This window comes from Pseudomonas sp. R1-7 (genome assembly GCF_051132105.1).
Taxonomy (GTDB): domain Bacteria; phylum Pseudomonadota; class Gammaproteobacteria; order Pseudomonadales; family Pseudomonadaceae; genus Aquipseudomonas.
Window position 1 is genome coordinate 575,473 of record NZ_CP071661.1, and the last position, 22,929, is coordinate 598,401.

18 protein-coding genes are annotated in these 22,929 nt (G+C 58.8%); 16 read left to right on the forward strand and 2 right to left on the reverse strand.

Going from position 1 to position 22,929, the window contains the following annotated elements:
- Window positions 1–3: 3 nt before the first annotated feature.
- Window positions 4–2,649, reverse strand: coding sequence for a pyruvate dehydrogenase (acetyl-transferring), homodimeric type (gene aceE / locus J3P79_RS02605; RefSeq protein WP_434607919.1), 2,646 nt, complete (start codon window positions 2,647–2,649; stop codon window positions 4–6).
- A 382-nt stretch (window positions 2,650–3,031) separates the two neighbouring features.
- On the opposite strand from aceE, the gene glnE reads away from it, so the two are divergent.
- The 14 genes from glnE to J3P79_RS02675 all read left to right on the forward strand — a co-directional run bounded on the left by glnE (window position 3,032) and on the right by J3P79_RS02675 (window position 19,829).
- Window positions 3,032–5,971: a bifunctional [glutamate--ammonia ligase]-adenylyl-L-tyrosine phosphorylase/[glutamate--ammonia-ligase] adenylyltransferase gene (glnE, locus tag J3P79_RS02610; protein ID WP_434607921.1), complete on the forward strand. Its 2,940-nt coding sequence runs from the start codon at window positions 3,032–3,034 to the stop codon at window positions 5,969–5,971.
- Between the two features lie 208 nt (window positions 5,972–6,179).
- Window positions 6,180–7,214, forward strand: coding sequence for a lipopolysaccharide heptosyltransferase II (waaF, locus tag J3P79_RS02615; protein WP_434607923.1), 1,035 nt, complete (start codon window positions 6,180–6,182; stop codon window positions 7,212–7,214).
- 1 nt (window position 7,215) lies between these two features.
- A complete protein-coding gene (gene waaC, locus J3P79_RS02620) occupies window positions 7,216–8,274 on the forward strand; it encodes a lipopolysaccharide heptosyltransferase I (RefSeq protein ID WP_434607925.1) in 1,059 nt (352 codons plus the stop codon).
- The gene (locus J3P79_RS02625) at window positions 8,274–9,395 is read left to right on the forward strand and encodes a glycosyltransferase family 4 protein (RefSeq protein WP_434607927.1); all 1,122 of its coding nucleotides are present in this window, start codon (window positions 8,274–8,276) and stop codon (window positions 9,393–9,395) included. Before waaC ends, J3P79_RS02625 begins: the two co-directional genes overlap by 1 nt.
- Window positions 9,395–10,201, forward strand: coding sequence for a lipopolysaccharide core heptose(I) kinase RfaP (gene rfaP, locus J3P79_RS02630; protein WP_434607928.1), 807 nt, complete (start codon window positions 9,395–9,397; stop codon window positions 10,199–10,201). The genes J3P79_RS02625 and rfaP overlap by 1 nt, the downstream gene beginning before the upstream one ends.
- Window positions 10,201–10,935, forward strand: coding sequence for a lipopolysaccharide kinase InaA family protein (locus J3P79_RS02635; RefSeq protein WP_434607930.1), 735 nt, complete (start codon window positions 10,201–10,203; stop codon window positions 10,933–10,935). Before rfaP ends, J3P79_RS02635 begins: the two co-directional genes overlap by 1 nt.
- Window positions 10,932–11,684 (forward strand): lipopolysaccharide kinase InaA family protein, encoded by a 753-nt coding sequence (locus tag J3P79_RS02640; protein WP_434607931.1) that lies wholly within the window; start codon window positions 10,932–10,934, stop codon window positions 11,682–11,684. Before J3P79_RS02635 ends, J3P79_RS02640 begins: the two co-directional genes overlap by 4 nt.
- Window positions 11,684–13,144, forward strand: coding sequence for a lipopolysaccharide kinase InaA family protein (locus J3P79_RS02645; protein ID WP_434607933.1), 1,461 nt, complete (start codon window positions 11,684–11,686; stop codon window positions 13,142–13,144). The genes J3P79_RS02640 and J3P79_RS02645 overlap by 1 nt, the downstream gene beginning before the upstream one ends.
- A gap of 217 nt (window positions 13,145–13,361) precedes the next feature.
- Window positions 13,362–15,110, forward strand: a complete 1,749-nt coding sequence (locus J3P79_RS02650; RefSeq protein WP_434607935.1) for a carbamoyltransferase family protein — start codon at window positions 13,362–13,364, stop codon at window positions 15,108–15,110.
- Window positions 15,103–16,002 carry a glycosyltransferase family 2 protein gene (locus tag J3P79_RS02655; RefSeq protein ID WP_434607936.1) on the forward strand — a complete coding sequence of 300 codons (900 nt, stop codon included), beginning with the start codon at window positions 15,103–15,105 and terminating at the stop codon, window positions 16,000–16,002. The genes J3P79_RS02650 and J3P79_RS02655 overlap by 8 nt, the downstream gene beginning before the upstream one ends.
- Window positions 16,003–16,965 carry a glycosyltransferase gene (locus tag J3P79_RS02660; protein WP_434607938.1) on the forward strand — a complete coding sequence of 321 codons (963 nt, stop codon included), beginning with the start codon at window positions 16,003–16,005 and terminating at the stop codon, window positions 16,963–16,965.
- The gene (locus J3P79_RS02665; RefSeq protein ID WP_434607940.1) at window positions 16,943–18,118 is read left to right on the forward strand and encodes a hypothetical protein; all 1,176 of its coding nucleotides are present in this window, start codon (window positions 16,943–16,945) and stop codon (window positions 18,116–18,118) included. Before J3P79_RS02660 ends, J3P79_RS02665 begins: the two co-directional genes overlap by 23 nt.
- Window positions 18,108–18,905, forward strand: coding sequence for a polysaccharide pyruvyl transferase family protein (locus J3P79_RS02670; RefSeq protein WP_434607942.1), 798 nt, complete (start codon window positions 18,108–18,110; stop codon window positions 18,903–18,905). Before J3P79_RS02665 ends, J3P79_RS02670 begins: the two co-directional genes overlap by 11 nt.
- An 18-nt stretch (window positions 18,906–18,923) precedes the next feature.
- Entirely contained in the window at window positions 18,924–19,829 is a 906-nt protein-coding gene (locus J3P79_RS02675; RefSeq protein ID WP_434607944.1) for a polysaccharide pyruvyl transferase family protein, read from the forward strand.
- A gap of 6 nt (window positions 19,830–19,835) precedes the next feature.
- Here the strand turns inward: J3P79_RS02675 and J3P79_RS02680 are convergent, their stop codons facing one another.
- Window positions 19,836–20,468 carry a lipopolysaccharide kinase InaA family protein gene (locus tag J3P79_RS02680; RefSeq protein WP_434607945.1) on the reverse strand — a complete coding sequence of 211 codons (633 nt, stop codon included), beginning with the start codon at window positions 20,466–20,468 and terminating at the stop codon, window positions 19,836–19,838.
- 14 nt (window positions 20,469–20,482) lie between these two features.
- Between J3P79_RS02680 and msbA the strand changes: the two genes are divergently transcribed.
- Complete coding sequence (msbA, locus tag J3P79_RS02685; protein ID WP_434607946.1) at window positions 20,483–22,273, forward strand: lipid A export permease/ATP-binding protein MsbA; 1,791 nt, start codon at window positions 20,483–20,485, stop codon at window positions 22,271–22,273.
- Between the two features lie 52 nt (window positions 22,274–22,325).
- Window positions 22,326–22,913 (forward strand): adenylyl-sulfate kinase, encoded by a 588-nt coding sequence (cysC, locus tag J3P79_RS02690; RefSeq protein WP_434607948.1) that lies wholly within the window; start codon window positions 22,326–22,328, stop codon window positions 22,911–22,913.
- Window positions 22,914–22,929 lie beyond the last annotated feature (16 nt).

Below are 22,929 nucleotides of genomic sequence, written 5' to 3' on the forward strand. Positions count from 1 at the left end.
TCCTCAGCAGTCCAGTGGGTTGCGTTTTTCCGGATCGATGCCGAACTTGACGATGGCTTCGGCCACCACTTTAGGTTCGATATCGCCACGGTCAGCCAGGGCTTCCAGGGCTGCCAACACAACGAACTTACGGTCGACTTCGAAGAAGTGACGCAGCTTCTTGCGGCTGTCGCTACGGCCAAAACCGTCGGTGCCCAGCACTTTGAATTCCTTGGAAGGAACCCACTGGCGGATCTGCTCGGCGAACAGCTTCATGTAGTCGGTGGAGGCGATGACCGGACCTTTGCGGCCGTTCAGGCACTCTTCGACGTAGCTCAGCTTTGGCTTCTGGCCAGGATGCAGGCGGTTGCTGCGCTCCACGGCCAGGCCGTCACGACGCAGTTCGTTGAAGCTGGTGACACTCCAGACGTCGGCGCCGACGTTGAACTCTTCACGCAGGATCTTCGCCGCTTCACGCACTTCGCGCAGGATGGTGCCGGAGCCCATCAGTTGGACGTGGTGCGCCGCTTCGCGGGTGTCTTCCTCGAGCAGGTACATGCCCTTGACGATGCCTGCTTCCACGCCGGCCGGCATGGCTGGCTGCTGGTAGGACTCGTTCATCACGGTGATGTAGTAGAAGACGTCCTGTTGCTCTTCGGTCATCTTCTTCATGCCGTCCTGGATGATCACCGCCAGCTCGTAGCCGTAGGTCGGATCATAGGTGCGGCAGTTCGGGATGGTACCGGCCAGCATGTGGCTGTGGCCATCTTCGTGCTGCAGGCCTTCACCGTTGAGGGTGGTGCGGCCGGCGGTGCCGCCGATCAGGAAGCCACGGGTACGGCTGTCGCCGGCGGCCCAGGCCAGGTCACCGATACGCTGGAAGCCGAACATCGAGTAGAAGATGTAGAACGGCAGCATCGGCTGGTTGTGGCTGGAGTACGAAGTACCGGCGGCGATGAAGGAGCTCATGGCGCCCGCTTCGTTGATGCCTTCTTCGAGGATCTGGCCCTTCTTGTCTTCCTTGTAGAACATCACCTGGTCTTTATCGACTGGCTCGTAGAGCTGGCCGACGGACGAGTAGATGCCCAGCTGGCGGAACATGCCTTCCATACCGAAGGTACGGGCTTCGTCCGGGATGATCGGAACGATGCGCGAGCCGATTTCCTTGTCCTTGACCAGTTGCGCGAGGATCCGCACGAAGGCCATGGTGGTGGAAATTTCACGGTCGCCCGAGCCGTCCAGGATGGCCTTGAGGGTATCGAGTGGCGGAGTCGGAATGCTGAAGCTCTTGGCGCGGCGCTGTGGCACGAAACCGCCCAATGCGGCACGGCGCTCGGCCAGGTAGCGGGCTTCGGCGCTGCCTTCTTCGGGTTTGAAGAACGGCAGGTTTTCGATCTCGCTGTCCTTGACCGGAATGTCGAAGCGGTCGCGGAACAGCTTCAGGCTCTCGACATCGACCTTCTTGGTGTTGTGCGCGGTGTTCTTCGCTTCACCGGCACCGGTGCCATAACCCTTGATGGTCTTGGCCAGGATGACAGTCGGTTGCTCTTTGTGATTGACCGCCTGGTGGTACGCCGCGTAGACCTTGTACGGGTCGTGGCCACCACGGTTGAGTTTCCAGATCTCGTCGTCGGACAGATCGGCAACCATCGCCTTGAGTTCAGGCGAGTTGAAGAAGTGCTCACGGACGAACGCGCCGTCCTTGGCCTTGTAGTTCTGGTATTCGCCGTCGATGACTTCGTCCATGCGACGCTGCAGGATGCCGTCGACGTCCTTGGCCAGCAGTGGGTCCCAGAAACGGCCCCAGATGACTTTGTTGACGTTCCACTGGGCGCCACGGAACACGCCTTCAAGTTCCTGGATGATCTTGGCGTTGCCGCGAACCGGGCCGTCGAGGCGCTGCAGGTTGCAGTTGATGACGAAGATCAGGTTATCCAGCTTTTCGCGGCCTGCCAGCGAGATCGCGCCCAGGGATTCAGGCTCGTCGCACTCGCCGTCGCCCATGAAGCACCAGACTTTCTGCTTGCCTGGCTGGATGAAGCCACGGGCTTCCAGGTACTTCATGAAGCGTGCCTGGTAGATCGCCTGGATCGGGCCCAGGCCCATGGAAACAGTCGGGAACTGCCAGAAGTCAGGCATCAGCCAAGGGTGCGGGTACGAGGACAGGCCGTTGCCGTCCACTTCCTGGCGGAAGTTGTTCATCTGGTCTTCGGTGATACGGCCTTCCATGAACGCACGGGCGTAGACGCCTGGCGATGCGTGACCCTGGAAGTAGATCAGGTCGCCGCCGTGTTCGTCGGTCGGAGCCTGGAAGAAGTAGTTGAAGCCGATGTCATACAGCGTCGCGCTGGAGGCGAAGCTGGAGATGTGACCGCCCAGGTCGGAATCTTTCAGGTTGGTACGCATGACCATGGCCAACGCGTTCCAGCGCACCAGCGAGCGAATGCGGCGTTCCATGAACAGGTCGCCAGGCATGCGTGCTTCGTGGGTAACGGGAATCGTGTTGCGGTACGGCGTGGTGATGGCGTAGGGCAGTTGCGAACCGCTGCGGGTTGCGAGTTCACCCATACGGGTCATCAGATAATGAGCACGGTCTTCGCCTTCTTTGTCGAGAACCGATTCCAGGGCGTCCAGCCATTCCTGGGTTTCGACGGGATCGAGGTCTTGCATGGCTTGCTCCAGGGCGGAAAGGCTACCAGAATCGGTTGCCTGAGTTTGCGACTGGCCTTGTGGGCAGACGATATAAATTCTTGGATTGCCGAAGGTTGTTTCGGCGGCGTGTAGTTTTACTACAAATCGTCGGCCGTTTCAGCCTTTCGAATGTATAGACGAGTAGTAAAACTACACATGAGCGGCTGATGGCCCCTCGTTTCGTTGTGAGAATAATCGTTACTGTTGGTCATTTGCCAACTCGAACAGGTAAAAAATTGATGCGGGCTGCCAATAAAATCAGAAAATCAGCTATTTATCATCTTTGTTCGACAGTCGATCAGGTAGTGTCATTTCAAAAAACACTACATCCAGCCTTTCCCGCGCCGATCAAGGATAGACCATGAGCCTGCCCTCGCTTGCCGAAATACCGGCGATTCTCCAGTCATTGGTCAGTCGGGCCGAGCAGTCGTTCCGCGCGGCGGTCGCCTCCCTCGGTGACGACCATGGACTGTCTGCCTGGACGCCGCAGCGTTGGGCCGAGTTCAACCGCGTCGTCGCCGCCAGTGACTTTGTCATCGAGCAAAGTGTACGAGACCCTTCGATGCTGTTGGAACTGGTGCGTAGCGGCGAGTTGGACCGAAGCCTGGCCCAGGGTGAAATGCGCGCGCAGATCGGTGCGGCCGTGCAGGCCGCCGAGACCGAGGACGAGCTGGGTCGCGTCCTGCGTCGCCAGCGCACCCGCCAGCAAGTGCGAATCATCTGGCGCGACCTGACCCGCCAGGCCGACCTCGTCCAGACCTGCCGCGACCTGTCGGACATGGCCGATACCTGCATCGACCAGGCTTACCAATGGTTATACCAGCGCCTCAGCCAGCAATTCGGCACGCCCACCGGTCGGCGCAGCGGCGAGCCGCAGCAGATGGTCATCCTGGGCATGGGCAAGCTGGGCGCCGTTGAATTGAACCTGTCATCGGACATCGACCTGATCTTCGCCTATCCCGAAGGTGGCGAAACCGTCGGCGCGAAGCGGCCGCTGGATAACCAGGAGTTTTTCATCCGCGTCGGCCAGCGCCTGATCAAGGCCCTCGACCCGATGACCGTCGACGGCTTTGTGTTCCGTGTCGATATGCGCCTGCGCCCTTACGGCTCGGCCGGTGCGCTGGTGCTGAGCTTCAATGCCCTGGAGCAGTATTACCAGGACCAGGGGCGCGACTGGGAGCGCTACGCGATGATCAAGGCGCGCGTGGTGGCGGGTGATCAGGTGGCCGGCGCGCAGCTGCTCGACATGCTGCGGCCGTTCGTCTATCGCCGTTATCTGGACTTTTCCGCCATCGAAGCGCTGCGCACCATGAAGCAACTGATCCAGCAGGAGGTGCGGCGCAAGGGCATGGCCGACAACATCAAGCTGGGCTCGGGCGGCATCCGCGAGGTGGAATTCATTGCCCAGGCGTTTCAGCTCATCCACGGTGGACGCGACTTGAGCTTGCAGCAACGACCCTTGTTGAAGGTGCTCGGCACCTTGGAAGGCCAAGGCTACCTGCCGTCCAAGGTGATCGACGAGCTGCGCCAGGGTTATGAATTCCTGCGTTATACCGAGCATGCGATCCAGGCCATTGCCGATCGCCAGACCCAGATGTTGCCGGACAATGCCCAGGATCAGGCGCGCATTGCGTTGATGCTGGGCTTCGCCGATTGGCCGGCGTTCCATGAACAGTTGATGTACTGGCGAGGGCGCGTGGCGTGGCATTTCGGCCAGGTCATCGCTGATCCGGATGAAGAAGAGGGTAGTGAAAGCGAAGTCTCGGTGGGTGGCGAATGGTTGCCCCTGTGGGAGGACCGCCAGGATGAGGAGGTGGCGTGCCGCCAATTGCAGGAGGGCGGTTTTACCGATGCGTCCAAAGCGCTCAAGGCCTTGGCTGCCCTGCGGGCCAGCCCGCAATTGCGCGCCATGCAGCGCCTCGGGCGCGAGCGCCTGGATGCGTTCATTCCGCGCCTGCTGGCCCAGGCAGTGGAGCACGAGGACCCGGACCTGGTGCTCGAGCGCGTATTGCCATTGGTGGAAGCCGTGGCGCGCCGTTCAGCTTATCTGGTGCTGCTGACTGAAAACCCGGGCGCGTTGCGGCGTTTGCTGACGCTGTGCGCGGCGAGTCCGTGGATTGCCGAGCAAATCACCCGTTTCCCGCTGTTGCTCGATGAGCTGCTTAATGAAGGCCGCTTGTTCAAGCCTCCGCTGGCGCCTGAGCTGGCAGCGGAGTTACGCGAACGCCTGACACGCATTCCCGAAGATGATCTTGAGCAACAGATGGAGGCCTTGCGGCATTTCAAGCTGGCCCACCGCTTGCGCGTTGCCGCCTCGGAAATCGCCGGCAGCCTGCCCTTGATGAAGGTCAGCGATTACCTGACCTGGCTTGCCGAGGCAATTCTCGAACAGGTGCTGGCCCTGGCCTGGCGCCAGACTGTCGCCAAGCATGGCGTACCCTTGCGCACTGATGGCAGCCTGTGCGATCCGGGTTTCATTATTGTCGGTTATGGGAAAGTCGGCGGCCTGGAGTTGGGGCATGGTTCCGACCTGGACCTGGTGTTCATCCACGATGGCGACCCGCAAGCCGAAACCGACGGCCCGAAACCCATCGACGGCGCGCAATTCTTCACCCGGCTGGGCCAGCGGATCATTCACCTGCTGACCGCCCAGACCAACTCCGGGCAGTTATACGAAGTGGACATGCGCCTGCGACCGTCCGGGGCGTCGGGGTTGCTGGTCAGTTCCTTGGGGGCGTTTGACCGTTACCAGGAAAACGAAGCCTGGACATGGGAACATCAGGCACTGGTTCGTGCCCGGGTGCTGGTGGGCAGCCAGGACGTCGGCCAGGCGTTCGAAAAAGTCCGCGCCAAGGTGCTGGGGCGCACACGTGACTTGCCGACGCTGCGCCAGGAGGTCAGCGAGATGCGCGCCAAGATGCGCGACAACCTCGGCAGCAAGGCCACCGCCGCCGGGACCGCGCCGAATGCCTTCGAAGCCACGGCGCCCTTTGACCTCAAGCAGGATGCCGGAGGTATCGTCGATATTGAATTTATGGTGCAATACGCGGCCCTGGCGTGGTCCGAGGCGTACCCGTCGCTGGTGCGCTACACCGATAACATCCGCATCCTGGACGGATTGCAGGAGGTCGGGTTGATGCCCGCCGAGGATGCCACCCTGTTGCGCGAGGCCTACAAGGCCTACCGCTCCGCCGCCCACCGCCAGGCCTTGCAGAAAGACGCCGGGGTCATCGCAGGCGACCAGTTCGTGGATGAGCGTCGGCAGGTGATGCGAATCTGGCGGGAGTTGGGACTGAGTTGATAGTGAATGACTGTGGGAGCGAGCCTGCTCGCGAAGGCGGAGTGTCAGGCGACATTGGTGTCGGATGGGCCGGCCTCTTCGCGAGCAAGCCCGGTGCCACAGTTGATTGACGGTGTGTTGTAGATTAGGGCCACAGGTAACGACCTAAGCCACAGTGATTCTCGAGGCGGGGAGGCGTAGGCCTCCCCGTATCGTTTTTGGAAAGCACATGAATATTCTGATCGTTGGGCCCAGTTGGGTCGGTGACATGGTGATGGCGCAGACATTGTTTCAATGTCTCAAGCTGCGACATCCACAGTGCGAAATCGATGTCCTGGCCCCGGAATGGAGCCGGCCGATCCTTGAGCGCATGCCCGAAGTGCGCAAGGCTTTGAGCTTCCCGCTCGGCCATGGCGTGCTGGAGCTGGCGACCCGCCGGCGTATCGGCAAATCCCTGGTCGGCCAGTACGACCAGGCCATCCTGTTGCCCAATTCGTTGAAGTCGGCGCTGGTGCCGTTCTTTGCCGGCATCCCCAAGCGCACCGGCTGGCGCGGCGAGTTTCGCTACGGCCTGCTCAATGACGTGCGCACGCTCGACAAGGATCGCTATCCATTGATGATCGAGCGCTTCATGGCCCTGGCCTATGAGCCGGGCGCCGAGTTGCCCAAGCCTTATCCGCGACCGAGCCTGCAGATCGACCCGGTAACGCGCGAAGCGGCCCTGGCCAAATTCGGCTTGAGCCTGGATCGCCCGGTATTGGCCTTGTGCCCGGGCGCTGAGTTCGGTGAGTCCAAGCGCTGGCCGGCGGAGCATTACGCCCAGGTTGCCGAGGCAAAGATTCGTGAAGGCTGGCAAGTGTGGCTGTTCGGCTCGAAAAACGATCACCCGGTGGGAGAAGACATCCGTTCGCGGCTGATTCCGGGCCTGCGGGAAGAGTCGGTCAATCTCAGCGGCGACACGTCCCTGGCCGAGGCCATCGATCTGCTGTCCTGCGCCGATTCGGTGGTGTCCAACGACTCCGGGCTGATGCACGTCGCCGCGGCGCTGAACCGTCCGTTGGTGGCGGTCTACGGCTCCACTTCGCCGGGCTTTACCCCGCCATTGGCTGATAAGGTCGAGGTCGTGCGCCTGGGCATCGAATGCAGTCCGTGCTTCGACCGCACCTGCCGCTTCGGCCATTACAACTGCCTGCGCCAGCTCATGCCACCGTCGGTAAACGAGGCCTTGGAGCGGTTGCAGGGCACTCCCGTGGAGGTCCGGTAACTTGCGGGTATTGTTGATCAAGACCTCGTCGCTGGGAGACGTGGTCCATACGTTGCCGGCGCTGACCGATGCGGTGCGGGCGATTCCGGGCATCAAGTTCGATTGGGTGGTGGAAGAAGGCTTTGCCGAAATCCCGACCTGGCACCCGGCTGTGGGCAAGGTCATTCCGGTGGCGATCCGCCGCTGGCGCAAGAATGTCTGGCAAACCATCAAGAGCGGAGAATGGCGACGCTTCAAGCAGAGCATGCGCGCCGAAAAATATGACTTGGTGATCGATGCCCAGGGCTTGCTGAAAAGCGCCTGGCTGACCCGCTACGTCAAGGCTCCGGTGGCTGGCCTGGATAAGGATTCGGCGCGTGAGCCCCTTGCGGCGCGCTTTTATTCGCGGCGCCTGGCGGTGGCCCGTGGTCAGCATGCGGTGGAGCGTGTGCGTCAATTGTTCGCCTTGGCGCTGGGCTATGACTTGCCGCAAACCCAGGGCAGCTATGGTCTGGACATCGACCGGCTCGTGGAGCTGCCACGCCCATACCCTTACGTGGTCTTCCTCCATGGCACGACTTGGGAATCCAAGCATTGGCCCGAACTTTACTGGCGCCAGCTCACCGAGCGCATGGGGCAGTTCGGCGTGGTAGTAAAACTGCCATGGGGTAATCCAGCCGAGAAGGCCCGGGCCGAGCGTATCGCCAGTGGGCTTCGTAACGCCCTGGTGCTGCCGAAACTGAACCTGGGCGGCATGGGCAAGGTGCTCGCCGGCGCCCAGGCTTGCGTGGCCGTGGATACCGGGCTCGGTCACTTGGCCGCAGCCTTGGACGTGCCAACCATTTCACTGCTTGGCCCGACCAATCCGGTGCTGACCGGCGCCTATGGCAAGGGCCAGGTTCACCTCGCCAGTGATTTCCCTTGCGCGCCCTGCATGCAGAAACAATGCACTTACCCGCCAACCGCCGAGGATGCCCGGCGGTTTGACCTGAAACGCGAGCAGCCCCTGTGCTTCACGCGACTGAACCCCGAGCGTGTTGCCAGCCACCTGAGCACGTTATTGGCTGAGGAGCCGCGCTGATGCAATTGGCTTTTGTCCTTTACAAATATTTCCCCTTCGGCGGCCTGCAGCGTGACTTCATGCGCATCGCCTTGGAATGCCAGCGGCGCGGTCACCAGATCCGCGTCTACACGCTGATCTGGGAAGGTGACGTGCCGCCCGGCTTCGAAGTGCTGGTGGCGCCGGTCAAGGCGCTGTTCAATCACCGCCGCAACGAGAAGCTCAGCGCGTGGATGGAGGCCGACCTGGCCAAGCGTCCGGTGGATCGGTTGATCGGCTTCAACAAAATGCCAGGCCTGGACGTGTACTACGCCGCCGACGGTTGCTTCGAAGACAAGGCGCAGAACCTGCGCAATTCGCTGTACCGGCGCTGGGGCCGCTACCGGCATTTCGCCGAGTACGAGCGCTCCGTGTTCGCCAAGGACGCCAAGACCGAAGTCCTGATGATCTCCGAAGTCCAGCAGCCGCTGTTCATCAAGCACTACGGCACGCCGCTGGAGCGCTTTCACCTGCTGCCGCCGGGCATCGCCCAGGACCGCCGCCGGCCTGCCGACGCTGACGAGATCCGCGCCGCGTTCCGCGCCGAGTTCGAGCTGGCCGACGACGACCTGCTGCTGGTGCAGATCGGTTCCGGGTTCAAGACCAAGGGCGTCGACCGCAGCCTCAAGGCCCTGGCCGCGCTGCCTGCCGAACTGAGAAAACGCACCCGGCTGTTTGTAATCGGCCAGGACGACCCCAAAGTATTCCAATTACAGAGTGCAGCCCTGGGGCTGGGCGATAACGTGCGGTTCCTCAAGGGGCGCAGTGACATCCCGCGATTCCTGCTGGGCGCCGACCTGTTGATCCATCCGGCGTACAACGAAAACACCGGCACCGTCCTGCTTGAAGCGCTGGTCGCCGGGTTGCCGGTGCTGGTCAGCGCGGTGTGTGGGTACGCCCATTACATCGCCGAGGCCGACAGTGGCCTGGTGCTGGACGAGCCGTTCGAACACGCGCAGCTCACCGACTACCTGGGCCGCATGTTGAATGACGCCGACGCTCGGGCGGCCTGGAGCCGCAACGGTCTGGCCTTCGCCGAGACGGCCGACCTCTACAGCATGCCGCAGCACGCGGCCGATGTGATATTGGCGGAGCACGCTTAATGAAATTGATGCTGGCCGAACCGTTCAAGAGCCTTTGGGCCGGACGCGATGCGTTCGTCGAAGTCGAGGCGCTCAAGGGCGAGGTCTACCGCGAACTGGAAGCCCGGCGCACGTTGCGCACGGAGGTGGACGGTCGCGGTTTTTTCGTGAAGATCCACCGCGGGATCGGTTGGGGCGAGATCTTCAAGAACCTGCTGACCGCCAAGCTGCCAGTACTCGGCGCGGGCCAGGAGTGGAAAGCCATCCAGCGCTTGCAGGAAGTCGGCGTGCCGACCATGACGGCCGTCGCTTATGGCGAGAAGGGCAGCAACCCGGCCGACCAGCACTCGTTCATCGTCACCGAAGAACTGGCGCCGACCATCAGCCTTGAAGACTTCAGCATCGACTGGGTCAAGCAGCCGCCAGAGCCCAAGCTCAAGCGAGCGCTGATCGCTGAAGTGGCGCGCATGACTGGGATGATGCACCGCGCTGGGGTCAACCATCGCGACTGCTACATCTGCCATTTCCTGCTGCATACGGACAAGCCGGTCACGCCCGGGGATTTCAAGCTTTCGGTGATCGATCTGCACCGTGCACAGGTCCGGGAAACACTGCCCAGTCGCTGGCGTAACAAGGACTTGGCGGCACTGTATTTTTCAATAATGGACATTGGCCTGACTCGCCGCGACAAGCTGCGTTTCCTCAAGGGCTATTTTCAACAGCCGTTGCGCCAGATCCTGGCAGAGCAAGCTGCCTTGCTGAGCTGGCTCGAGGGGAAGGCCGACAGACTTTATGCTCGCAAGGTGCGTTACGGGGGCGCGCTCTGATGTCAGGTTGGGTATTGGAGCCGTCCTACGCTGGGCTGGCGGAAGACTTCGGTAGTCTCGACGCGGTGTTTGCTCTCCAGGGGGAGCATCTGACAAGGGATCCGCTGTCAGAGGTGATCCGGGTACAGCGCAATGGGGTGTATTACTACGTCAAGCGCTACAGTGGGGCTGGCAAGGGATTGCGACGGTATTTGGGCAAGCCAAGGGTTAAGGCTGAATGGCAAAATCTCAAGCGCTTTGCCAAATGGGGCATACCCACCGCCGAAGTCGTTGCCTGGGGGCTTGAGCGGCGTGGCGCAACCTATGCCCGCGGTGCCATGATCACTCGCGAGCTGCCTCGCACCGAAGACCTGTCCGCCTTGGCCAAGCGCAAAGATCCAAGGTTGGCGAATCGGGTTTGGGTCGACGAGGTGAGTCGCCAATTGGCCAGCTATACCCGGATCATGCACGAGAACCGCTTTACCCATAATGACTTGAAATGGCGCAATCTGCTGGTCGATGACCGGTCGAGGCTGTTTCTTATCGACTGTCCGAATGGCGATTTCTGGCGTGGCTTCTGGCTCAGGTACCGTATCACCAAGGACCTCGCCTGCCTGGACAAGGTGGCCAAGTATCATTTGTCGGCTACCCAGCGCCTGCGTTTTTATCTGCAGTACCGCCAGCGTGCCCGTCTTGACGCGTGCGACAAGAAGCGCATCCGTCATGTAGTCAGATTTTTCGAGGGGCGTGAATGACTGATTTCCTGGCCGCAGAAGACCGGGCTTTGCTGGAGCGCCATGGCCTGGACAGTTTCGAAAGTCTCTGGGCATGCAAGTTGGACGCGGTAGATGAGCCCAATACACTTGGCGATGGCTGGAGCAGCGTGTACAGGCTGGAGCTCGAGGGGCAGGGTTATTACCTCAAGCGCCAAAGCAATTACCTGACCCGGACCCTATCGCACCCTTTTGGCGAGCCCAGTTTTTCCAGGGAGTTTCGCAATATCAGCCGGTATCGCCAACTGGGCGTACCGGCTTTGCAGGCTGTGTTCTATGGTCAGCGCAAGGTGAACGGCGAAGTACGCGCGATTCTATTGACCCGTGCGCTGGACGGCTGGGATGACTTGGACTCACTGCTTGGGCGCTGGCCGACCCTGGCGGCGGGCCAGCGTACCGCCATCTTGCATGTGTGTGGTCATCTGGCGCAGCGCCTGCATGGTGTGCGTCAGGTGCATGGCTGTTTTTATCCCAAGCACATCTTTCTAAAAGCCACTGCGGGCGGCTACCAAGCGAAGTTCATCGATCTCGAAAAGACCCGGCCGTTATTATTCGGGCAGCGGGATCGGGTCAAGGACCTGGAGCCCCTGTTGCGGCGTGCCCGTGCCTGGAATGACGACGACGTGCGTCAGATGCTTTCCGCCTATCTGGAGCAATCTCCCCACAGTGCGGTGGTGGATAAATGGATGGCTCGGCTGACTGCCCGGCGCAGCCACAAGGAGGTTCGTTGATGCGCTTATCCGAATTGAAGGGTGCCGGCCGTAGCCCCACCCTGCCCTTGAGCTTGGAACTGGCGGATGCAGCTGGTTCTGCGCAATTGCAGCTGCTTTCATTGTTGCGCGTGCTGCCAGGGCAGCGTTACGTCGGTGCTGGCGTCTGGCGTGGCCGGCCGGTGTTGGCCAAGTTGTTGGTAGGCAGCAAGGCGCCCCGGCATTTCCAGCGAGAGCTGCAAGGCGTCCAACTGCTGGCGGAGCAGGGGTTGACGACGCCATTGTTATTGGCTGACGGCCTGAAGGATGGTGAGGGCGGCTGGCTGTTGTTCGAGTTGCTGCAAGGCGCCGAGAGCCTGGGCGATGCCTGGAAGCAGGTCGAGCACATGCCATTGCTGGCAGGTGAACAATCGGCGGTGCTGGCCGAGGCCTTGGGGGCGATTGCGCAACTTCACAGCAAAGGCCTTTGGCAGGAAGACCTGCACCTGGACAATCTGCTGCGTCATGAAGGCAAGCTCTATCTGATCGATGGTGCCGGCATTCGCGCCGAGACTCCGGGGCAGCCGTTGTCCCGGCAAAAAGTGCTGGAGAACCTGGGTGTGTTTTTTGCTCAGCTCCCCAAGTCCATCGAACCGTTCAACGAAGAGTTGCTGGTGCATTACCTGCTTGGAAACGCCGAGCACGCGCTGCCCATGGAGGCGCTGCAAAAACAGATCGACAAGGTGCATGCCTGGCGCCTGAATGACTTTCTGAAGAAAGTTGGACGTGAGTGCAGTCTGTTCAGCGTTCAGCGTGGTCCGTTCGGTCTGCGGGCGATTCGTCGTGATGAAGAGGCGTTCATGGCCCCTGTGCTGGAGCAGGCTGATGCCCTGCTTGACCAAGGCCACTACTACAAGACCGGCGGGTCGGCAAGCGTTGGCAAGGTCGAAGTGAGCGGGCGCTCCCTGTTGATCAAGCGCTACAACATCAAGAGTCTGGCCCACTGGCTCAAGCGTTTCTGGCGCCCGAGCCGTGCCTGGCACGCCTGGCGCGAAGCCCATCGATTGACTTTCCTCGGCATCGCCACGCCCAAGCCGCTGGCCTTGCTGGAGAAGCGTTTCTTGTGGCTGCGCCGCGGCGCCTACCTGGTGACCGAGCACCTATCAGGCCCGGATATCATCGAGCGCCTGGTCCCTTACGTCGAAAACGGTGACGTTCCTGAGGCAGAGTTGCTGGCGCTGGATCGGTTGTTTGCCGATCTGATACGCGAACGCATCAGTCACGGTGATCTCAAGGGGCACAATCTGCTCTGGCAGGATGATCGCTGGATGCTCATCGATCTGGATTCCATGTGCCAACACCGCACCCAGGCCAGCTTCGCGCCGGCCTACGCCCGGGATCGCGCGCGCTTCATGCGAAATTGGCCTGAGGAGAGTGCGTTGTATCAAATGATCGACGGGCGCTTACCGAAGAACGTCGATACCGCACCGTCTGTCCTGTAGCCGGTCACCGTGGTGGGGGAGGAACCGCCCTCGCCGCAGGTCCTGTCCCGCCAAACGTGCCAGAAGCTTGCTCCAGACGCTCCCGCTCACCGCTAGAGGCTTGCCGTCGCTTTTAAGTTATAATCGCGCCCTTTAGCTGCCCAGCGCCCCCGGCGTCAGGCACACCCATTTTTCGCGGCGCTTGTCGCCCGTATGCAGACATAAGAGGCTAGACCCTGTGGCATTGACGATTCTTGGCCTGTCCGGCGCCCTTAGCCATGATCCTTCCGCAGCGCTGTACATTGACGGCAAGCTGATCGCGGCGGCCGAGGAAGAGCGCTTCGTACGCGATAAACATGCAAAGAACCGCATGCCCTACGAATCGGCGAAGTTCTGCCTGGAGCAGGCGGGCATCAAGCCGTCCGACGTCGACGTGGTAGCGATTCCGTTCGCCCCGATCAGCCTGTTCGGCGAAGCACGCTGGCACTATGCCAAGCGCTACTGGTACGCACCGGACCGCGCCCTCGACGCAATCCTGATGGGTAACCGTCGCTACAAGCGTTATCGCCGAAAGATCGTCTGGTGCCTGGAGCAACTGGGCTTCGATCCGAAAAAGATCAAGATCGAGCCGGTCGAGCACCACCTGGCCCACGCCTCCAGTGCCTATCACTGCTCGGGCTTCCAGGAAAAAACCGCGATCCTGGGCATCGACGGCAAGGGTGAATACGCCACGACGTTCTTCGGCTACGGCGAAAACGGCAAGATCCACAAGATCAAGGAATTCTTCGACCCGGACTCCCTGGGCGGCCTGTACGGCGCGATCACCGAGTTCCTCGGCTTCGAGATGCTCGACGGTGAATTCAAGGTCATGGGCATGGCGCCGTATGGCGATGCCAGCAAATACGATTTCTCGCGCCTGGCTTCGTTCGAAAACGGCGAACTGGTGATCAACACCGACTACGCCAACGTGATCGGCCTGCGCCGCTATAAAGAGAAGGGCAAGGGTTTCTACTTCTCGCCGAAGCTGATCGAATGGCTCGGCCCGAAACGTGAAGGCGATATCGCCGACGAACCGTATATCCACTATGCGGCGAGCATGCAGGCGCTATTCGAGAAACTTGCTCTGCAGATGATCGACCACTACCTGGGCGACGTGCTCAAGGAAACCGGCAAGCTGGCCTTCGCCGGTGGCTGTGCGTTGAACGTCAAGCTGAACCAGAAAATCATCGCTCGCGACGACGTCAAGGAGCTGTTCGTGCAACCGGCTTCCGGTGACGCCGGTACGGCAGTGGGCGCGGCGGCCTATGTGTCCCATGCCCGTGGCGTCCCGGTGGAGAAGATGGAACACGTCTACCTCGGCCCGGCCTACAGCAACGAAGATGTGATCGCCGCGTGCGCTCGTCATCCAAGCAAGCCAGCATGGCGCAAGATCGAAAACACTCCCGAGCGTATTGCCAAGATCATGGTCGACGGCAACCCCGTGGCGTGGTTCCAGGGGCGCATGGAGTTTGGTCCGCGCGCCCTGGGTGGTCGTTCGATCATCGGTTGCCCAAGCGCCAGCGGCGTGGCCGATCGCATCAACGAGCAGATCAAGTTCCGCGAACGCTGGAGGCCTTTCTGTCCATCGATGCTCGACACCGTTGCGCCGCAGATGATCAAGGTCGATCACCCGGCGCCGTTCATGACCTTCACCTTCGAAGTGGCCGAAGAGTGGAAAACCCGCGTGCCGGAAGTTGTCCATGAAGACGGCACGTCCCGGGCCCAGGTACTCAAGCGCGAATACAACCCGCGCTACTACGACATGATGAAGGCGCTGGAAGTCTTGACCGGTAATGGTGTGTCGTTGAACACCTCGCTCAACCGCCGTGGCGAACCGATGATCTGCTCGCCGACCGATGCGCTGAACATGTTCTTCGGTTCCGACCTGCAGTACTTGATCATGGAAGACATTCTGGTGGTCAAAGACGGCGTGGACGCTTATGACTGATGCGCTGATCAGCGTCGTCGTTCCGGCTTACAACTACGCCAAGACCTTGCCCAGGGCACTGGATTCGGTTTTGGTTCAGTGGGCCGATGATGTTGAGCTGATCGTCATCAATGATGGGTCCCAGGACAATACTTGTGAGGTATTGGGCGACTATCAGCTTCGACATCCAGAAGCACTGCAAGTGGTGCATCAGGATAATGCCGGAGTCGCGGCTGCTCGCAATCGCGGCATTGCCATGGCGCGCGGCCGTTATGTTCTGTTGCTCGATGCGGATGATGAACTGACCACCGACGCATTGAGCATTCTGCGTCGTGTTATCTCGGGGGCGCCGGACGCCGGCGTGATCCTGGGAGCATACGTTTCTGTCTACCCGGATGGTAAGGAGCGGCTGCGTTTTCCGACGCCTGTTTCCGGCAGTGCATGCAAGCGCGCCGAAGACTATCTTCTGCGCAAGAAGATTTCGGTTTCTCATTGCTGCTCATTGTTTCGTAGGGATCTGTTGTTAGAGCGTCCCTACCCTGAGAAACTGCGGTCAGGAGAAGATATTCCGGTCTTTTTGCATCTATTGCTACGAGCCCAGGTGGTGTGTGTCGATGAGCCCCTTGCTCGTATTCACAAGCATGCGACGAGCTTGCGACACAGTCGGATAGATGACTCCGTAACACAGACTGTCGTACGAGAAATTTCCAGCGTGCTACCTGCTGACTGTCAATCGATGTTGATCGATTATGAGTCTCAACGCTATCTCTCAAGGTTTCGAACGGCTTTGCTGCAAGGCGACCAAACAAGCGCACGCCGCTTGTATTGGCGAGCACTAAAGTTGAGCAGGCGACAGGCATTGCAATGGCGATATTTGCGGAAAGTGTTGAAACCTGGCTTTTGGATCGGTTGAATGAAAATTTTGGTGCTTTCCACTCGGCCTCGTGAACCTGACAATCATTTGTTATGGGAGGGGCTGGCTCAGCATGCGAATGTCGAAGTCAGGTATGTCGCCAAGGAGCAACAGAGGAAGCTTGGCGCGCTGCTGGACTCCCTGGACCTTGCCTCGTACGACCGAGTCGTGCTGGATCTGCTGTTTCGCTACGTGCATCGACATGCCAGGCGTTTAAGTCGTATTTCGGGCCTGACGTTCTACGAAGAGGATGCGAGCCAGGAGTTCATGTCAGCATCGCGCTGGCGCGGCAAGTTTTCCGCGTTCTACCGTAAATTGCCTCATGCCAGGATGATTTTTACTGGCTATCAAGCGTTCCGAAAGTTTCAGGCAATGGGCTTTGACGCGAGGTTCCTCGTTAAAGGCTATGACCGTTCACACCTTTATGTAATGGACATACCGCGTGATATCGAGCTGGGGTTTATTGGGCGTCTCGGCAGTAACACTTATACGCAACGTCGCGAATTCCTGAAAGGTATCGAGGCGTCCTCCGGCTTGCAGATCATGCGTACGGAGCCGGGGGCCGCTTATTGCGAAGCGCTTAACCGGATTCGTTTTTTTGTGACTGCCGATATCGGCTTTTGCGAATACATGGCTAAAAACTTCGAGGCAATGGCATGTGGTTGCCTGCTGTTTTCTTATCGCCAGGGAGGCGGAGAGGAGGAAGCAGTCGGGCTTGAAGATGGCGTTAACGTGCTGTTGTTTGACGATCAGCAAAACTTTCTGAAACGCTTGGAACAAGCGCGGAACGACCCTGAGTGGGCTGCGAATATTGCCGCGCGGGGGGCGAAGTTTGCTCGTGAGCATCTGGATTATTACAGCCAGGCTGACAAGCTCTATCAAATGCTCTCCGAACCCATGGAACAATCGGTCAAGCAAAATTATATCAAGAGGGTGATACGTGCCATCATCGGTCGGAACTAAAAGGCTGTCAGTCTGGTTGATTTTCTTGTTTTTCGTCTTTGCGAGCTCGTTCTTTTTTATTGATGTTGCAAAAACACGAAACAATATATTTTACGCGGGCTTTGCGCTTCCCGTTTTGATATGGACGCTGGGGTCGTGGCGGTCAGCCCTGCAGATGCGTAGCCAGTCGCTCATGTTGCTGTTGGTTTTTTTCTTGGCCATGGCGGCGGTTGAGCTCATATTCCTGCGCGAGAACATGTATTCGGAATTGAAGCATGGTCTCTATCTTTTAATGTTTTTCATTGGGTTGCAGTTAATCGTTGATCAGCCTCGTTATGAGGGCTACTGGATCAAGGCATGGGGTTGTTCCATGCTCTTATGCCTTCTCTACGCTTCGGGGAAGTGGCTCTGGATTTATCAGCAAACGGGACAGTTGGTGCGACTTCAGATGGCCGGGGCAGCCTATAACCCTGTGCATGCAGCGCTGATGATAAGTTCGGGAATCGCGGCTTTTTGGCTGTTCATAATAGAGCCTCGGCTGCAGCGGTTCTCGCATTTGGTGCTGGGTGGATTGCTGATGGCAGCGTTGCAAGTCTGGGTGGCGCTAATCTTTGATGCGCGCTCCGCCCTGACGGGTACGTTCCTGTTTTTAGCCGGTTGGGCGCTGTTTCGCGAGCGCGGGGTCAGGCTGTTGCTCGGCTTGGCTCTCGTTGTGGGGCTTACGCTCTATTTGACGGGGGTGATGGATCTGTTCCTGTCCCGTGGTGCGAGTTTTCGCCTGGTCATTTGGCAAGACGCGTTGCAAAGATTGGTTAACCATTGTGGTATCTCGTTCGGATGCGGCAAGGACGACTATCGGTTCCTTGGCGAGTACACCCACGCCCACAGTGGCTATCTTTCAGTCCTTTATCGTTATGGTGCGTTTGTCGCTTTGATCGGCTCAGTGTGGGCTGCCAGCTACTGGTACTGGGGCGTCCGGCTGAAGAGTCGCTGGTTCTTGGTTTCGTTGATTGGCTGGGGGGGGCTGGTCACCACTGGGGCTGGGCTGTTGAGTTCACCTCAGCCCTACTGGTTATATTTCTGGTTGCCCACGTTGCTCTCGATGATTGAGGTCCGGCGTTTGCAGCGGATAAACGCCAATCCAGAATTGAAGGGTTCAACTTATGGCAATTAAATTATATTGGCATCGAGGCGCAGGGCGTTCAGATCCTAATCGTCAGAACTTTGGTGATTTTCTTTCGCCGCTGATAGTCGAGGCGGTCTCGAAGAAAAAAGTTGATTACGCCCCGCTTTCCCACGCGGATATGATGGCCATCGGAACCATTCTGGCTAATGAACCCAAGGCGAAACGCTTTGGATTCAAGCGCCGCGTGCATATATGGGGATCGGGCTGCGGGCGGGAGCATGAGTCATTTTCGTCGCGCCATTATTATCATGCAGTACGAGGCCAGGAAACCCGCACCAGGGTCGAAAGTGGCAGGGCGCGCGAGGCTGCGTTGGGAGACCCCGGCTTATTGTGTCCTGGGTTGATCGACCAGCCGGGGAAGAAGTGGCGCGTCGGTTTTGTCCCGCACTACCTCGACCAGCAACTGCCTGAAGCGCAAAAATTTATACAAGACAATCCGGACGTGAAATTCATCAACGTTTTCCAGCCTCCCCTGGAGGTGCTTCGGGAGATTGCAAGTTGTGAATTCGTTGTTTCCTCAAGCTTGCATGGCTTGATAGTCGCTGATGCATTTGGCGTGCCCAATGTCAGAGCCAGGCTGTCGCATGGTTTGATCGATGAGTTGAAGTTTACGGATTACTATTCGGCGTTCGGGATTTTACCGCCCGAGCTGCTGGACGCAGGCCAACTTTCCTCTGTCTGGGGAAAGTTAGAAGAATTGCATCAGGCACACAGCAGGCCTGGGCTAGAGGCGCTTCAACTTGGGCTGGAACGGAGTTTTCCGGCTATTAATTGACTATCGGGAAATAAAGGAATGGATATATTCACTATTGAGTACTCTGGTGTGTCGTTTGAGAGTTGGGCAAATTTGGGCGACGACATACAGTCGTTGGCGGCTAAAAAATTATTGCCTTACGTCAGCGGCGGAGTATCAAGGGAAGAACTGGCCCGTACGGACAGAACCGGAGTCTTGTCCATGAATGGCTATTTCCTGGGAGGGTGTGAGTGGCCCCCTGCGCCAGCAATTGAGCCTTTCTTCTTCGCTTTTCATGTCACGCCTGGTTCGCAGGCCAAGATCTGCTCGCCGGCAGGCATTGAATACTTGAAGCAATTCCAGCCCATCGGTTGCCGGGATCGCGGCACTATGGAACTCATGCAAGCACATGGGTTGGAGGCGTTCTACAGCAAGTGCGTGACACTGACGTTGCCACGTAGGGCCAAGGCTCCGGTGGATGGCAAGGTATTCATGGTCGGCCTGAGCAAAGGGGGTATAAGCGCCGTCCCACGTGCTATACGCAAGAAGGCGGTGCTTGTGGACCAGGCCAAGCTGCGCCTGCCGAATCTTTCCCCGAAAGCCAAGGAAATGATTTCGCAGGAACTGCTCGACACCTACGCGCGTGAGGCCTCGTTGGTGATTACGTCAAAAATCCACTGTGCAATGCCCTGCATAGCCATGGGCATTCCGGTGGTGTTTCTCTACGACGAAAAATGCAAGGACGATTATCGAGTCGGCATTATTGCTGACCTGGTCGGCATCAATTACGTCGGCGAGTCCTGGTTTGCCAAGGTCTTGGGAAATCGTCTGCGCAGCAGGCGGATTGACTGGGCCCCGATGTCCAAGGACATCGAAGCTGAGAAGTCAGCAATCAGGGCGGGTTATCTTGAGGCTTTCGAGCGGGCTGCCCAGCGTTACCAGGCGAGAAACAGAGTGGCAGCCTGATACCTTTCAAGAGGGCTGTGCGGCGATTGTGTAATGTCGCATCAGCTCATCCCAGGGGAAGTCGCTGATTTTGCTGCGAGCCAGATAACGGCGAAGATGATGGAAGTTACGCTGTACCAGGCGAGCGCTCAGTGGGGGGCGCCTGAAGCGAGTATCTAGAAAGTCGATCAAGCCGAAGCGATGCTCGCGCACCAGCAGTATGTTGCCCAGATGCAGCGAGCGGAAATAGATCCCTTGCTGATGCAATTTGAAAATATACGCCGCCAGTTGGGGCAGTAGCTCATCGAATCTTCCGCGCTCGTTCAAGAAAATCTTGTCCAGAGCACTTCCTTCCAAGGGGCTATAGAGGCAGCCGCTGATGCCAGCGGAGCGGTCTATCCAGAAACAATCCTTAACGCACGGGGTACTGACCCCTCGTTCGCGAAGGCGCTCCCCGCATCGAGCAAAGCGTTGCGCATCCGGCATCAGGCGAACCAGCAGCGGGTGGCGTCGACTGCGAAATATCTTGAGGATGTCTCCGTCATTGAGCTTCAGCACTTTGGCGCCACGGGCGTCTTTTTCCAGAACCTCGCCACGGCTTAGCCAGTCTTGTAATTGGTTCGCTGTTACAATCCGCATCTTGTCTCTCTTTTCAAACATACGAGGCGCGTCGAATGGCCAGTTCCGACCAGCAGTCGAGCATGAAGATTTACCTGCGATTGCTGAAATACGTGCTCCCTTACTGGGGGGCTTTCGCTATCAGTATCCTTGGTTTCGTGCTCTTCGCATCCAGCCAACCGATGCTTGCGGACATGCTCAAGCATTTTCTCGACGCTCTGCAGAAGCCCAATGACACCCAGTTCATGGGGATCTCGTTGGTACTCGGCGTGCCGCTGTTGATTGTACTCATTGCGGTCTATCAAGGCATAGGCTCATTTCTAGGCAACTATTACCTGGCCAAGGTCGCCCGCGGCGTGGTCCATGACCTGCGTTGCGCTCTGTTCGACAACTTGTTGACCCTGCCTAATCGCTATTTCGACAACCATAACTCCGGCCACCTGATTTCCCGCATTACCTACAATGTGACAATGGTCACCGGTGCCGCCACCGATGCGATCAAGGTGGTGATTCGTGAGGGGCTGACAGTCGTATTCCTGTTTGGTTACCTGCTTTACAGCAACTGGAAAATGACGTTGGTGCTGTTGGCGATACTTCCAATCATCGCTGTGCTGGTAAGTAGCGCCAGCAAGAAATTTCGTAAGCAAAGCAAGAAAATCCAAGTGGCGATGGGGGATGTGACCCATGTGGCTTCCGAAACCATCCAGGGCTTTCGCGTAGTGCGCAGCTTCGGCGGTGAAAGCTACGAAATCGAGCGGTTCCACAAAGCCAGTGCTGACAACATGAACCGCAGCCTGGGTATGACCCGCACCCAGTCTATCTATACCCCGATGCTGCAATTAGTGATTTATATCGGTATGGCAGTACTGATGTATCTAGTGCTCTATCTTCGCGGCGACTCGTCTGCCGGTGAGCTGGTCGCCTACATCACCGCTGCGGGCTTGTTACCCAAGCCCATTCGTCAACTGTCGGAAGTCAGCGCCACCATCCAGAAAGGCTTGGCCGCAGCGGAAAGTATTTTTCAACAACTGGACGAAGAACCGGAAGTCGATGCGGGTACCCAGGAAGTCGAGCGCGTCAGGGGGCGCCTGGAAGTGCGCAACCTGAGTTTCCAGTACCCGGGCACCGAGAAAAATGTGCTCGACGATATTTCCTTTACCGCCGAAGAAGGCCAGATGATTGCCCTGGTAGGACGTTCGGGCAGTGGCAAGTCGACTTTGGCCAACTTGATTCCGCGCTTCTATCATCATGACAAAGGGCAGATCCTGCTGGACGGTTTGGATGTAGAGCAATACAAACTGACCAACCTGCGCCGTCACATTGCTTTGGTGACTCAGCAGGTTACGTTGTTCAACGACAGCGTTTCCAACAACATTGCCTATGGTGACCTCGCTGGCGCTCCTTTTGAAGATGTGCGCAAGGCAGCTGAGGATGCGTACGCGGCGGAGTTCATTGAGCAAATGCCTGAGGGCTACGACACCTTGGTGGGCGAGAACGGCGTGCTGCTTTCCGGCGGCCAGCGCCAGCGCCTGGCGATTGCTCGTGCCCTGCTCAAAAATGCCCCCCTGTTGATTTTGGATGAGGCCACTTCGGCCCTCGACACCGAGTCTGAGCGCCACATTCAAGGCGCTCTGGATCAAGTAATGAAGGGGCGCACCACGCTGGTGATCGCCCATCGCTTGTCGACCATTGAGAAGGCTGACTTGATTCTATTGATGGACAAGGGGCGTATCGTCGAGCGCGGCACTCATTCAGAATTGCTGGCGCTGAATGGGCTTTATGCACGCTTGCATGAGAAGGATTTCATCGAAGGCACCGACGATGTGACAAAAGGGACCTTCGCCTGATTTCGATTCTCCGCGATTCCAAATATCTGCGAGAGGCTCGGCTATGGATAGGATGCCAAAAAAATCACTACAACAGCTGCGTGAGCTATCGATCACACCCCAGGCCCGGGCGGCGATCAAATCCCAGCAGCCACAATGCATCTGGCTGACCGGGCTCTCCGGGGCGGGGAAGTCGACACTGGCCAATGCACTGGAAGTGCGGCTGCACGGGCAGGGGCTTCACACCTGCCTGCTGGACGGCGATAACCTGCGCCGAGGGTTGTGCAGCGACCTGGGCATGACGCCCGAAGCGCGCAAAGAGAATATCCGACGCGTCGCCGAGGTTGCTCGGTTGATGTTTGACGCAGGGCTGATTGTCATCGTTGCGGCCATTTCACCGTTTCGATCTGACCGTGAGGCTGCGCGCAACTTGTTTCCCGAGGGCAGCTTCCTGGAAGTCTATGTCAGCACGTCCTTCGCAGTCTGCGCGCAGCGGGATCCAAAGGGGCTGTATCGGGAAGCGCGTGCCGGCCGGTTAAAGAATTTCACTGGCCTCGATAGCCCGTACGAAGCTCCCCTGGCCCCCGATGGCGACATCGACACGGCTGACCTGACGCTGGGTGAGGCCTGCGAGCGCCTGTGGGCCCTGGTCCAGCGCTGACCCGAAAAAACCTGTC